This window comes from Paenibacillus soyae, assembly GCF_024623455.1.
GTDB lineage: Bacteria > Bacillota > Bacilli > Paenibacillales > Paenibacillaceae > Pristimantibacillus > Pristimantibacillus soyae.
Genome location: NZ_JANIPJ010000002.1, coordinates 357,907 through 371,104 on the forward strand (window position 1 = coordinate 357,907; position 13,198 = coordinate 371,104).

General features: G+C 52.3%; 13 protein-coding genes. 2 read left to right on the top strand and 11 right to left on the bottom strand.

Features of this window, described 5'->3' with window-relative positions; genetic code table 11:
- Positions 1-12: 12 nt before the first annotated feature.
- The 4 genes from NQZ67_RS04265 to lpdA all read right to left on the bottom strand — a co-directional run bounded on the left by NQZ67_RS04265 (position 13) and on the right by lpdA (position 4,925).
- Positions 13-1,323: a dihydrolipoamide acetyltransferase family protein gene (locus NQZ67_RS04265; protein WP_257443056.1), complete on the bottom strand. Its 1,311-nt coding sequence runs from the start codon at positions 1,321-1,323 to the stop codon at positions 13-15.
- A 53-nt stretch (positions 1,324-1,376) separates the two neighbouring features.
- Positions 1,377-2,360, bottom strand: coding sequence for an alpha-ketoacid dehydrogenase subunit beta (locus NQZ67_RS04270; RefSeq protein ID WP_257443057.1), 984 nt, complete (start codon positions 2,358-2,360; stop codon positions 1,377-1,379).
- Positions 2,360-3,397, bottom strand: coding sequence for a thiamine pyrophosphate-dependent dehydrogenase E1 component subunit alpha (locus tag NQZ67_RS04275; RefSeq protein ID WP_257443059.1), 1,038 nt, complete (start codon positions 3,395-3,397; stop codon positions 2,360-2,362). The genes NQZ67_RS04270 and NQZ67_RS04275 overlap by 1 nt, the downstream gene beginning before the upstream one ends.
- 100 nt (positions 3,398-3,497) lie before the next feature.
- Positions 3,498-4,925, bottom strand: coding sequence for a dihydrolipoyl dehydrogenase (gene lpdA / locus NQZ67_RS04280; protein ID WP_257443061.1), 1,428 nt, complete (start codon positions 4,923-4,925; stop codon positions 3,498-3,500).
- 231 nt (positions 4,926-5,156) lie between these two features.
- Here lpdA and NQZ67_RS04285 point away from each other — a divergent pair, with 231 nt between their 5' ends.
- Positions 5,157-5,450, top strand: coding sequence for a DUF2627 domain-containing protein (locus NQZ67_RS04285; protein ID WP_257443062.1), 294 nt, complete (start codon positions 5,157-5,159; stop codon positions 5,448-5,450).
- A 117-nt stretch (positions 5,451-5,567) separates the two neighbouring features.
- Entirely contained in the window at positions 5,568-5,750 is a 183-nt protein-coding gene (locus NQZ67_RS04290; RefSeq protein ID WP_257443063.1) for a mechanosensitive ion channel protein MscL, read from the top strand.
- Between the two features lie 15 nt (positions 5,751-5,765).
- On the opposite strand, the gene NQZ67_RS04295 is transcribed toward NQZ67_RS04290, so the two are convergent.
- The 7 genes from NQZ67_RS04295 to NQZ67_RS04325 all read right to left on the bottom strand — a co-directional run bounded on the left by NQZ67_RS04295 (position 5,766) and on the right by NQZ67_RS04325 (position 13,195).
- Positions 5,766-6,857, bottom strand: a complete 1,092-nt coding sequence (locus tag NQZ67_RS04295) for a GGDEF domain-containing protein (protein ID WP_257443065.1) — start codon at positions 6,855-6,857, stop codon at positions 5,766-5,768.
- A gap of 172 nt (positions 6,858-7,029) precedes the next feature.
- Positions 7,030-7,842, bottom strand: a complete 813-nt coding sequence (gene spo0A, locus NQZ67_RS04300) for a sporulation transcription factor Spo0A (protein WP_257443068.1) — start codon at positions 7,840-7,842, stop codon at positions 7,030-7,032.
- A gap of 246 nt (positions 7,843-8,088) precedes the next feature.
- Positions 8,089-9,423, bottom strand: a complete 1,335-nt coding sequence (spoIVB, locus tag NQZ67_RS04305; protein WP_257443070.1) for a SpoIVB peptidase — start codon at positions 9,421-9,423, stop codon at positions 8,089-8,091.
- A 123-nt stretch (positions 9,424-9,546) separates the two neighbouring features.
- Positions 9,547-11,259: a DNA repair protein RecN gene (recN, locus tag NQZ67_RS04310; protein WP_257443072.1), complete on the bottom strand. Its 1,713-nt coding sequence runs from the start codon at positions 11,257-11,259 to the stop codon at positions 9,547-9,549.
- 23 nt (positions 11,260-11,282) lie between these two features.
- Complete coding sequence (gene ahrC / locus NQZ67_RS04315; RefSeq protein ID WP_257443074.1) at positions 11,283-11,732, bottom strand: transcriptional regulator AhrC/ArgR; 450 nt, start codon at positions 11,730-11,732, stop codon at positions 11,283-11,285.
- A gap of 23 nt (positions 11,733-11,755) precedes the next feature.
- Positions 11,756-12,223, bottom strand: a complete 468-nt coding sequence (locus tag NQZ67_RS04320) for a hypothetical protein (RefSeq protein ID WP_257443076.1) — start codon at positions 12,221-12,223, stop codon at positions 11,756-11,758.
- Positions 12,224-12,373: 150 nt separating this feature from the next.
- On the bottom strand, positions 12,374-13,195 hold the full coding sequence (locus NQZ67_RS04325; RefSeq protein WP_257443382.1) for a TlyA family RNA methyltransferase: 822 nt from the start codon (positions 13,193-13,195) through the stop codon (positions 12,374-12,376).
- Positions 13,196-13,198 lie beyond the last annotated feature (3 nt).

The following is a 13,198-nucleotide window of genomic DNA, read 5'->3' on the forward strand; positions in this document are numbered from 1 at the left end:
GTTGCTCCTTCTCTAATACAATTTGCTGTCCAGCGTGAAGCTTTCGAGATTGTCTTTGACCCGCTGGAGGAATCGTCCGCAAATGACTCCGTCCAGGATGCGATGATCCAAGGACAAGCACAAATTCGCCATGGAACGAACCGCGATCATATCGTTGATAACGACGGGGCGTTTCACGATCGACTCGAAGGTCAGGATGGCCGCCTGCGGATAGTTGATGATCGGGTAAGACAAAATTGAACCAAAGGAGCCCGTATTGTTGACGGTGAACGTGCCCCCCTGCATGTCGGACAGCGTCAGCTTGCCTTCTCTCGTTTTCCGGGCAAGCTCGTCGATTTCTTTGGCAAGGCCCGCGACGTTCTTATGATCGGCGTTCTTGATGACGGGGGTGAGCACCGAATCCTCCGTGCCGACGGCAAGGGAAATATTGATATCCCGCTTCACGATGATCTTGTCGACGGCCCAAGTGGAATTCATGATCGGGTAATCCTTGATCGCGTTGACGACCGCCTTCAGAAGAAACGCCAGGTATGTAAGATTAATGCCTTCCCGTTTCATGAATTCGTCCTTCAGCTTATTGCGCAGCACGACCAGATTCGTCACGTCCACCTCGATCATCGTCCACGCATGCGGGATTTCGCTGACGCTCTGGCGCATATTGCGGGCGATCGTATTGCGGATCGGCGTCACGTCGATGAACGTCTCTCCCCGTCCCGGGAGCGAGCTCTCGATTTCGATTTTCGGTATGCGCGGCGTCTCGGACAGATGGATGCCGGAGGAACGCACCTGCGCCCTCGGGTCGACGGCAGCGGCAGGCGCGCCGTTCGAGGCGCTTCTCTTGTGAGCGCCGGATGCTACGTAAGCGAGGATGTCCTTGCGCGTTATACGCCCTCCTAGTCCCGTGCCTTCCACATCGCCCAGACGTACGCCATGCTCCGCGGCAAGCTGCTGCACCGCAGGCGAATAACGATTGCGCATTGGGGCTTCGTCATTTGCGTCGGCGGTGTTCGCCGACGAGGCGGCAGGCTGTGCCGAGACTGCCTGGGCGTTTGACTGCGCGCCTGCATCCGATTCCGAAGCCTCGGTTTCGATTAAACAAACCGGCGTGCCGACCGGTACCGTTTCGCCGCTCGGCGTCAATATTTGGACAAGTCTGCCGGCTACGGTGGAAGGCAGCTCCGCATTCACCTTGTCGGTCAGGATCTCGCAGACGGGTTCGTACATGTCGACCCAATCCCCGGGCTGCTTCAGCCATTTATCGATCGTTGCGGACACTAGCGATTCCGCCAGCTGCGGCACAACGATTTCCGTTATCGTTTTCAATTGATCAACTCCCGTCTGTCTAAGCCTTCGCTATAGAGCTTCCGTTCTATTATTTAATACAGAGCTAATTGGCGCATGGCTTCTTTCACTTTGTCTTTGTTCAGCAGGAAGAACTTCTCTCCCGGCGGATTGATCGGCATTGCCGGAACATCCGGGCCGCATAGACGCATAATCGGCGCGTCAAGCTCGTAGAGCAGCTCTTCCGCGATGATCGCGGATACTTCCGCGCCTACTCCGCCCGTTTTGTTATCCTCGTGTATGATGAGTACCTTGCCCGTCTTCCGTACCGCTTCGAGGATCGCTTCCTTATCCAGCGGCTGCAGCGTGCGCAAGTCTAGAATGTGCGCGCTGATCCCCTCCTGCTGGAGCTCCTCCGCCGCTTGCTCGACGAATCGGAGCGGCATGCTGTAGCCGATGACGGTGATGTCATCGCCCTCGCGCAGAACGTTCGCTTTGCCAATCGGCACGATGTAATCGTCCTCCGGCACTTCGCCGTTTATGAGCTTATAGCATTTTTTGTTCTCGAAATAGATGACCGGATCGGCGTCGCGAACCGCCGCCTTCAGCAGACCCTTGGCGTCGTAAGGACGGTAAGGCGCGACGATCTTCAGTCCCGGCGTGCCGAAAAACACGGATTCCGGACACTGCGAGTGATACAGGCCGCCGAAAATGCCCCCGCCGATCGGAGCGCGGATCACGATCGGGCAAGTCCAGTCATTATTGGACCGGTAGCGGATCTTGGCGGCTTCGCTTATGATTTGGTTCGTGGCCGGGAACATGAAATCCGAATATTGCATCTCGGCAATGGGCTTCATCCCGTACATCGCGGCTCCGATCGCGACGCCCGCGATCGCGGACTCCGCAAGCGGCGTGTCCATCGCCCGGTACTCGCCGAATTGCTCGTGCAAGCCTTTGGTCGTCGTGAAGACGCCGCCTTTGACGCCGACGTCCTCCCCGAGCACGAACACATCCTCGTCCCGCTCCATCTCTTCCTTCATCGCGAGCCGAATGGCGTCGATATAATCCATGACCGGCATTAGCGGTTCCCCCCTTGCCCTGCTGCATCGTTTTCGTATACATGCCACATCGTCGACTCCGGAGTCGGGAACGGCGCTTTGTCGCCGTATTCCGTCGCTTCGTCCAGCTCCTTCTTGATGCTTGCATGCAGGTTCGCTTCTAGCTCCTCGCTCCAAATACCGCAGTCGATCAAATATTGCTTGAACCGCGGTATGCCGTCCTTGGCCCGATGCTCGTCCACTTCTTCCTTCGTGCGGTAAGCAAGGTCGTTATCGGACGTGGAGTGTGGGGACAATCGATACATCATCGCTTCGATGAGCGTTGGCCCTTCTCCCGCTACCGCCCGATCGCGCGCTTCCTTCACGATACGGAATACCTCCAGAGCGTCGTTGCCGTCTACTTGCACGCCTGGGAAGCCATAACCGATTGCGCGGTCGGCGACTTTCCCTGCCAGCTGTTTGTGGACGGGTACGGAAATGGCGTATTGATTATTTTCGCACATGAGGATAACCGGTAATTTATGTACGCCCGCGAAATTGCAGCCCTCGTGGAAATCGCCTTGATTGCTCGAGCCTTCGCCGAACGTCACGAAGCTGACGAACGGCTTCTTCTTCATCTTGGCCGCGAGCGCGATGCCGACCGCATGCGGCACTTGCGTCGTAACCGGGCTGGAGCCCGTCACGATACGAAGCTTCTTGTGGCCGAAGTGGCCGGGCATCTGCCGGCCGCCGCTGTTCGGGTCCTCGGCTTTGGCGAATACGGAGAGCAGGAGCTCTTTGAACGTCATGCCAACCGACAGCACGAAGCCGTAATCCCTATAATAGGGAAGGAAGTAGTCCTGCTCGCGATCCAGGGCGAACGCCGCGGCCACTTGCGCCACTTCCTGACCGATGCCGGACACGTGAAAGTTGATTTTGCCTGCGCGCTGCAGCAGCAGCATTCGTTCGTCGAACTTTCTTGCTTTGACCATCATGGTGTACATATCGATAGCTTGCTCGTCGCTAAGCCCTAATTCCAAGTGGCGAACCTTTTGACTTGCAGAAGACGTCCCCGTCATCAAGGTATTCCTCCTTATTATGCCCGCTATTATAACCTGGTACTAAGACCATGTCACATTCATTATAACCTCATCATGGCCAAAAGAAAACCGACCGTTGTTAAAACGCGATCGCTTTCCCGTCTACCGCCAGCATCGCTTCCCCGATCGCTTCGGCAAGCGTCGGATGAGGATGCACCGCCTGGCCGACCTCCCAAGGCGTCGCGTTAAGCCAGCCCGCGAGCGAAGCTTCCGAGATCAGATCCGTTACATGGGGACCGATCATATGCACGCCAAGAATATCGTTTGTTTTGCGATCCGCGATCACCTTCACGAAGCCCTCCGACTCGCCCAGCACTAACGCTTTGCCGATGGCTTGGAATGGGATCTTCCCGACCTTCACGTCATGCCCTCTCGTTCTGGCGCCGTCTTCGGTCCATCCGTACGAGGCGATCTCCGGACTCGAATAGATGCAGCGTGGAATCATATGGTGAGGCGTCGAAGCAGGTTTTCCTCCGCATAGGTGGTCGACGGCTACGAGCCCTTCATGCGAAGCGGCATGCGCAAGCTGGACGCCTCCCACGACATCGCCGATCGCGTAAATATGAGGCTCCGTCGTCTGGCCATATTCGTTCACGTCGATGAATCCGTCTTTGGTCCGGATGTCCGTGTTCTCCAGTCCGATGCCTTCGACATTCGCCGTCCGGCCAACGGAAACCAGCAGCTTCTCGGCGGTCAGCGTCACGTCCCCGTCCGGCGTCGTCGCTTTGATGCTGATGCCGTCCGGGCCTGTTCCAAAACTGCCCGTATCCAGCTGCACGCTTGTCAGAACGCGGACGCCGCGGACGCGAAGCGCCTTCGTCAGCGCAGCCGACACTTCGGCGTCTTCTCCTGGCAGCAGCCTTGCTCCTGCTTCGGCCAGCGTGACGTCGACTCCGAAATCCTGAAGCATCGAAGCCCATTCGACACCGATGACTCCGCCGCCAACAATTAGTATCGTCTGAGGGAGCGAATCTAGCGTAAGAGCATCGTCGCTGGTCAATACGAACCTTCCATCCGCCTCAAGCCCAGGGAGCAGACGGGGTTTGGAGCCCGTAGCAATGATGAGATTCGTCGAAACAACCGATTCCATCTCTCCGTCCGGAAGCTCCACCGCGAGGGACCCGCTCTTCGGGGAGAAAATCGAAGGCCCGATTACTCTGCCTCTGCCATGAATAATTTCAATACCGTGTTTTTTCATTAATCCTTGAAGCCCGCGATGCAGCTGCCCAACGGTTGACGATTTGCGAAGCTGCACTTTGCCGAAATCGAGCGAGACGGCTCCGGGCTCCACATCGATGCCGTACGACGAAGAATGCAGCAAGGTGCGGTACACTTCCGCGCTCCTTAGAAGCGACTTGCTCGGTATGCAGCCTTTATGTAAGCAGGTGCCGCCAAGCTTGTCCATCTCGACGATCGCAACCTTTTTCCCAGCCTGCGCGGCTCTTATCGCCGCGGTGTATCCGCCCGGCCCTCCGCCAAGCACGGCAACATCTACCGTAATTGCCAATTTTGTCGCCTCCTGTATAAGAAAGATATATGCTTGTCATTATCGTTCATGCTTATTCCGTCAGAAAGAGCGGGATAGCGTTCTTCGTCCTTCTCCGCAGTACCATTGTAACCCTTTTTGTCCGCTATTTCACCGTCAACTTGCAAAATAGACACCTCTCGCAGAAAAAGGTATGATAGTAAAAGATAAGAGCATTTCCGTTATGGAATACAGCAAGGAGATACCCGTCCCATGAAGTTGTTGATTTCTCGTTTTATCGCCATTTTATTTCTCGTTGTTCCCGGCGTGATTGCCTGTTTCGGATTTCTGAAAATCAAGGATTCGTTATTCCTCTATTTCTCGGAATTCGGCAATGAAGCGGTAACTCCCGATTTCCAGTGGCTCACGTTTTTGCTCGGACTTCTGATGTTCGGCGCCGGAGCCGGCTTTATCGCCGGATGGATCTTCTTCCGGGACCGCAAACGCAACTATGTAGCGCCAAGATTCAAAGAGAAGCGCCCTCGTCCGCCCAAGCCCCAGGCTTAGCGTCGAAGGCGCTTCTTCATTTTACATGGGGTTGACGTTCAGGCGCAATCTTTACACAGCCTACGATCTTTATTCATCGCGCGCAAACATTGTCTCCTTACAATGAAGACATCACGAATGAAAGGGACGAAAATGATGAATATCGTATTTGATGTAGTAGTCGATGGCAAAAAACAAGAAACGCTGAGACCGAACAAGCAGAAGCTGCAAGACATCCGAGCGTTTATGAAAGAAGAGGCTGCCCGATTGATCCGAAAATATGGAAGCAATGTTTACGTCAACCGCAGATTTGAATACTGATTCAAATCTGTACCGTTAATTCGCTTGATTGGAGCAAACAACGTTCCGCCCGCTTGTTTTGGCTTGGTACAAGGCACTGTCAGCTTGGTCGAGCAGCTCCTCCCGATTCGTATCCGGGTAGGTCGCCACTCCAATCGATACCGTTAACGGAATCGAACGGCCATTGTTCAACAGAAAATGATTTTTGCTTACAGCGTGGCGCAGCCGTTCCGCAATCTGCAGCGCATGCTTATGCGGCGTATCGTACATGATGACCGAAAACTCCTCTCCTCCGTTCCTTGAAACCGTATCGAAGGATCTTGTTGTTTTCATCAGCACTTCCCCCAGCTGCTTTAACACCAAATCGCCATTGCCATGACCGTAATTATCATTCACTTTCTTGAAAAAATCGATATCAACGAGCGCAATAGACAAGCATTCGTCCTTGTCGGAGGCCGTTTGAAGATAAGAATTATATATCTCGTCGAATGTCCGATGGTTATTAAGACCAGTCAAATAATCGATGGTAGCTTCCCGCTCGATTTTCTTTAACTGCGCCTTGGCCTTATTCAGAAATTCGTTTAAATACGCCGTGAACAAACCTCCAGCCGTCATCATCGTAACGTATGTAAGAATGGGAAGTAAGCTGTCCCGCCCTATATTCAGTAAAAAGACGATAGTGGTAGTCAGATTGCAAATGATCAGCGAAATAATCCATTTCCTCCAGAAGGATAAACGGCTCATGCAAATTACGCCGACCAGAATCGCAACAAGCACCGTATTGCCGGCTGCAATAATCGTTGGAGCGGTGACGGCCCCAAACGCCAGCAGCCTCATCAGAAAAATGATCGTCCCCGCAATAACCGACGGCAGAATTCCTCCGTACATCGCCGCGATTATAATGGCGAGCTGCCTAAAATCAACCAAGGTTCCATTCATACGCACGGTAAAAATCATAAGGACGATACCCAGAAGCCCCGCCACGAGACCCATACGAACTTTCATTGAGGTGGTTGCCGGAGAATCCAGCGTATGATTGCGAAAAATAACTTGATTTAGTAGAAATAAATAGGCTGTCACGATCGCGAAATTCGCGACCAAATCCTGAATCGTATCAAAAATTTTCAAAGATGTTCGCGCCCTTCGCAGTATGCCACGTTTTGTCCACCTATTATAACACATTCCCGATGAAACATTCGTCGACATAGTTATATATAGCGAATCCGGCGCTTCGCTTTTCGGCATAAAAAAATACCACAGCAGCCTTGGTGAAGCCCATGACGGTGTGGTATTTCTTGTATTAGCTTACCTTATGCTCGATCCGCAGCTTATCGGCAACCATGGCAATAAACTCGCTGTTTGTCGGCTTGGATTTGCTGATGTTGATCGTATAGCCGAACAGATGGCTGATGCTGTCGATGTTGCCGCGCGTCCAGGCGACTTCAATCGCGTGGCGGATAGCCCGTTCGACGCGAGATGGCGTTGTCTTGAACTTTTCGGCAATTGCCGGATATAGCGTCTTGGTGATGGCGCCTAAAATTTCGATGTTGTTGTAAACCATCGTGATCGCTTCACGCAAATATTGATAGCCTTTAATGTGCGCGGGAACGCCGATCTCATGGATGATGCTTGTAATATTGGCATCGAGATTTTTGCCTTTGGCAAGCGGAACAACGTTCGATTTCACCGTAGTTGTGCTAGCGCTGTAATTCGATGAGGTTGTGAATGTCGCGTTACCGACGAGCTGACGAATCCGATTCGCCAGGATATCCATATCGAATGGCTTTAATATGTAGTAAGAAGCTCCAAGCTGAACGGCCTTTTGCGTAATGTTTTCTTGTCCGAACGCCGTAAGCATGATAATTTTCGGCATCGGCGACAGGTTCATTTCTTTCAGACGCTCTAGGACGCCTAGCCCGTCCAAATGCGGCATGATAATATCCAGAATGAGTATATCCGGCACGCTCCTGGATTGTTCCAGGTGACGAATGACTTCTTCTCCATTGTAAGCGACACCGCTTACGTTCATATCACTTTGTTCGGATATGTATTCCGATAACAGGTTAGTAAATTCTCTGTTGTCATCTGCCAATAATACTTCGATCTTATGCAAAGTAGTATCCTCCCTTAAATGATATTGATGTCAATCGTACAGTTGCTGTCTTCTTAGATTTTCGACATTCAATATGGAATTCCTTCTGTCGAAAATCTTTTTTCTTTATTTTTTTATTAGAGTTCGATATAATAAATAATTTGTTACATGATGTGAATAATTTCGCATTCTTTCGACACGCGAATGTCGAAAAGAAAAAAGAAACGCCCCCGCAATAAAACGATGCAGAAGACGTTTAATTATTCATTATGCAGCAGCATCTCCTTGACGTGCAGGTGTTGACGACTTCAGAAGCACGCCGGCGTCCTGCAGCATCCATTCGATAAAGCATCCGTAACCCGAAGATGGGTCGTTTACGAATACATGCGTTACGGCTCCAACCAGCTTCCCGTCTTGAATGATGGGACTCCCCGACATGCCTTGCACAATGCCGCCCGTCTTGCTCAGAAGGCGTTTATCCGTGATCTTGATGACCATTCCCTTCGTCGCTGGAGAGGTTTGCTTCGAGACATGGACGATTTCGATATTGAATCGTTCCACCTTCTGACCGCCTACCACGGTCAAAATTTGGGCTGGTCCTTCCTTGACATCTTCCGCAAACGACACGGGCAGCGACTTACCGCTGAAGCTATGCGTCGGAGCTTCATTCATCTTGCCGAAGATGCCAAAGGGCGTATTGCGTTCGATGTTACCTAATATTTTGCCTTCCTTCACGAAATGAGCTCTTTTCTCTCCTGGCTCTCCCGTCTGGCTTTTATTAATGGATGTCACACTGGACTGCAGGATTTGCCCATCGCCGACTTCGATTGGAGTTTGGGTATCCATATCGGTAATTACATGTCCCAATGCTCCATATACGCCTTGGTCTGGCGCATAGAACGTAAGCGTTCCAACGCCTGCAGCCGAGTCGCGGATATAGAGGCCTAATCGCCACGCTCTGTCGTCCGCATCGTATACTGGGCTTATTTTCGTATGGTTTACCTGTCCGCCGCGTTTGAAGGTTAGCTCCAACGGTTTTTTATCAATGCCGTATTGCGCGCAGAGCTCTCCTACTTTGTGGACCTCATTAATGGGAGTTCCGTTAATACTGGTAATGAGATCGCCAAGCTTCAACCCTGCAGCTTCGCCCGGCGACTTTTTGGCTCCCTCGCGATCGACGACCTGATGATGTCCCACAACCAGAATGCCGGCCGACTTCACCTTGACTCCGATTGTTTGGCCGCCTGGGATAACCCTAAGATCCGGCACTACATTCACTTTAACGGTCCGAAAAGGAATTTTACCAAATAATTTCACTTTCATGTTGGTCTGTCCGCTTTGATTCGGTTGCAGTGACAGCGGTTCGTTCAAGTTGACGGACAAAGAAGGTTTAGACGTGCCGTTCACTTGTAACATTTGGGGATCGACCGTGACTTCCGCATGCACGGGCACTCCGTATTGCAATCGTTTCATTTGGCCGGAGAATAAACGTAGTTCATTCGGGAATGCGGCGAATTGTTGAAACGGGGTGGAGAAACCGACAATGCAGACGAAGAACACGAGGATCAACCCAAACCATCGTTTCCGTGGATTGGAGTTCAATGATTTCACGCTCCCTGTCATTCCATCGCATGACGATAAAGGTTATCTCGCCATTGGCGTACCTTTAAGTTACCCCGCACCCCATCTTTTATGTCCGCAAAAACATTCCCTGAATACCTTCCATTACGCCCCCTTCAAACCATGGGCCAAATCAAGCATTTCTTGTGCGTGATGTTTTGTTTTTTCCGTTACTTCCACCCCGCCCAGCATGCGGGCAAGCTCATCAATCCGCGCTTCCGGCATGAGCTCGGTTACCGAAGTGGATGTCCGCCCGTTTGTTACCTGCTTCTTAATTTCATAATGATGGTCGGACATGCAAGCTACCTGAGGCAGATGCGTAATGGAGAACACCTGACATTTCGCCGCGAGGCTGGACAATTTCTCCGCAATCGCTTGGGCCGCTCTTCCGCTTACGCCCGTATCCACTTCGTCAAATATGAGGGTCGGGATTTGATCGATTTCGGCGAAGATGCTCTTAAGTGCCAGCATTATACGCGACATCTCGCCTCCTGAAGCGACCTTATTCAATGGTTTGAGCGGCTCCCCCGGGTTCGTGGAGAGCATAAATACGGCTTCATCCATGCCGGTAGACACCAGCTTCACGCGAGTAGATGAATTCTCTCCTTCAGATATGGGCTCCAACCGGGCTTCAAACTTAGCGGAAGGCATCTGCAGATGGCGCAGCTCGCTCTCTACCGAGTTCGACAGACGTTCCGCCGCATGACGGCGCAGCTTGGACAAATCCTGAGCCAGTTGCGAGGCTTGCGCGTACAATCTTTCCTCCTGCTGCCTGAGCTCGTCCAGCATCTCGTCTCTGTTTTCGATCTTGTCGCGCTCGACCATAATTTGCTCCAGATAGGCGAGTATATCAGGTATGGTTTCTCCGTATTTCCTTTTTAGTCCGTTAATTAAATCCAATCGGTCCTCGACGTAAGCAAGCGTCTCCGGATCCGATTCAATGCCGTCTCGGTAATCCCTCAGCTGGAATACGGCATCCTCCGCTTGATAGAAGGCCGATTGCAGCTGCTCAATGAGCGGATTAAGGACGCCTGGATCATAGCTTTGAATGTCGCTTAGCTTCGTGATAGCCCGGCTGAACGCGTCCAATCCTTTGCCGCCGTAAAGAAGGTTGTAGGCCTCTGACGCCGCGTCCATTCGTTTCCCCGCATACAGGAGCTTTCTTTTCTGCTCCTGCAGCTCCTCGTCTTCCGCAGGCTTTAGCTTGGCGCTGGATATTTCTTCGATCTGGAATTTGTACAAGTCCAGCATCTGAACGTTTTGCCTCGTCGTATCCTCCACGTTGCGCATCGCCTGACGCACTCGAACGAGCTCGTCATATACGGATTTGTATTGGGCCTTTCTCTCGAGGAGCAAATCGCCTCCGAATAGATCGAGCCACTCCAAATGCTGATCTGTCTTGAGTAAGGACTGATGCTCATGCTGCCCGTGAATATTCACAAGATATTCGCCAATCTCACGCAGCATGGTAATGGTGACTAGCTGACCGTTTACCCGGCTGCTGCTCTTCCCCGTGGAAGACAGCTCTCTCCGGATAACCAGCATCTCGTCCGCATCGTACTGAACGCCGATACGGTTAAGCTGGCCCCATACGGGATGTTGACCCGGCAGATCGAACATCGCTTCCATTTCCGCTTTGTCGCATCCGTAACGCACCATGTCTGCGGAGCCGCGTCCTCCCACTATTAAACTTAACGCGTCGATAAGAATGGATTTCCCCGCGCCGGTCTCGCCCGTCAACACATGGAATCCATGATGAAACGTCACGTGAACTTCTTCAATTACGGCTAAATTTTTGATCGATAACTCGCGCAGCATGGCATGTCCTCCTCAATTATTCGTTAATTCATTACGCCCAGAAGCCGTTCGACGATCTGTGCGCTCTGCTCCTTGGTCCTGCAAATAATCAATATGGTATCGTCACCGCAAATCGTGCCCATCACTTCCGACCATTCCATATTATCGATGAGCGCACCAATCGCGTTCGCGGTGCCGGGCAAACACTTCAGTACGACCAGATTGTCGGTAAAGTCGATATGAGCGAAATGATCCAGCATCGCCCGCTTCAGCTTGTGAACAGGGTTCTGTCTCTGCTCGATCGGCATCGAATAGATATACCGTCCGTCGGCTACAGGAACCTTTATCAGCATCAGCTCCTTAATATCCCTCGACACGGTTGCCTGCGTTACCTGCATCCCGGAGCCCCGAAGAGCTTCCACAAGCTCCTCTTGCGTCTCGATCTCGCCGTTCGTTATGATTTCCCTTATCTTAAATTGCCGAATGCTCTTCATTGGATATTGTGACCTCCGTCATCTTAATCGGCTATGTGAAATGTAATTTTCCGTATTCGCCCTTCCTGTCCGTCCACATACAAGACGCCGGCGCAATCGGGAAGCAGCAGCGAATAAACAAGTAATCGGTCTCTCACGCCGCTGGCCGTCCAATCCATCGGCATTCTCTCTCTTGCCGTCTTCACGATATAGGTTAGCTCGTCGCTGCTCTCTGCTATGTAATCGATATACATGCGCGTTCCGTTGCCGAGCGGAGTCTCGTCCACATCGATCGGAATCGGAATGACATGCTTGCCGGAAACGACGCGGTAGCCGTTCTTCTCCAGCAATGCGACGTTGGCGTCGCCGTCCGCGATCTTGCCGCCCTTCCCGAGCTTGACCCGGTTCATGTTCGCCGGCGCATGCAGCCATCGATAGAATGCCCCATACAGCCAAATCGCCAGCAACACTCCGACGATTCCCATAATCAACCAGTCGCCATACTTGTCCATGCCATGTCTCCTCCATCCCGTGGATTCTCAATCGACATAGAAGCGAACGTCTGTTTGCTTCCAGTGTAACAAATTACGTGCTGGCCTGTAAAGAAAAAAGATGCCAACAGTCGAAACTGATCGGCATCCTTCCTGGCTGCATGTATAAAATTAAGGTTTAAAAACCGCATTCGCTTCCTTAACCAGTGCGGCGAGACGGGATTCGTCCGGGCGCTCGGCGGTCTCACCCGCGAGCGTTAAGTAAGCCAAAAACTCGATATTGCCTTCTCCGCCCGTAATAGGGGAGAACGTCACCTCATTGAGCCGGTAGCCGGTAGCCGCGGCAAATCCCAGCACGGCGTTCAGCACCTCGTGGTGAACGGCGGGCTCGCGCACGACCCCGGATTTGCCGACCTTCTCGCGGCCTGCCTCGAATTGCGGTTTAATAAGCGCAACGACTCCAGCTCCCGGCGTAAGAAGGGCCGACAGCGCGGGCAAAATAAGCTTCAAAGAAATAAACGAAACGTCGATGCTCGCAAAGGTCGGCTTCGGTCCCTCCAATTGATGAGGCTCCAGATAACGAAAATTCGTTTTCTCCATAACCTTCACTTGCTCATGCTGCCGGAGAGACCAATCCAGCTGATTGGTGCCGACGTCGATCGCGTAGACGAAGGACGCCCCGTGCTGCAGGGCGCAATCGGTGAAACCGCCCGTCGAAGCGCCGATATCCAGCATGACTTGACCTTGCATATCGATTCCGAACGTCCGAATCGCCTTCTCCAGCTTTAGTCCGCCGCGGCTGACATACGGATGGAGGGCTCCTTTCACTTTGATATCTGCTTGCCGGGGAACTTTCATCCCGCTCTTGTCGATCGGCTCGTTATCCACAAGAACAAGACCGGCCATCAACGCTTTTTTTGCTTTTTCCCTGCTGTCAAAATATCCACGTTCCACAAGCAGAACGTCAATTCGTTCTTTTCCAGTCGTTGTCATCAT

Bases quoted from the DNA above. Each gene is read 5' to 3' on its own strand.
- NQZ67_RS04325 (WP_257443382.1), bottom strand. From the start codon at position 13,195: ATGACAACGACTGGAAAAGAACGAATTGACGTTCTGCTTGTGGAACGT.
- ahrC (WP_257443074.1), bottom strand. From the start codon at position 11,732: ATGAAGAGCATTCGGCAATTTAAGATAAGGGAAATCATAACGAACGGC.
- NQZ67_RS04275 (WP_257443059.1), bottom strand. From the start codon at position 3,397: ATGACGGGGACGTCTTCTGCAAGTCAAAAGGTTCGCCACTTGGAATTA.
- NQZ67_RS04320 (WP_257443076.1), bottom strand. From the start codon at position 12,223: ATGGACAAGTATGGCGACTGGTTGATTATGGGAATCGTCGGAGTGTTG.
- recN (WP_257443072.1), bottom strand. From the start codon at position 11,259: ATGCTGCGCGAGTTATCGATCAAAAATTTAGCCGTAATTGAAGAAGTT.
- NQZ67_RS04270 (WP_257443057.1), bottom strand. From the start codon at position 2,360: ATGCCGGTCATGGATTATATCGACGCCATTCGGCTCGCGATGAAGGAA.
- NQZ67_RS04285 (WP_257443062.1), top strand. From the start codon at position 5,157: ATGAAGTTGTTGATTTCTCGTTTTATCGCCATTTTATTTCTCGTTGTT.
- NQZ67_RS04290 (WP_257443063.1), top strand. From the start codon at position 5,568: ATGAAAGGGACGAAAATGATGAATATCGTATTTGATGTAGTAGTCGAT.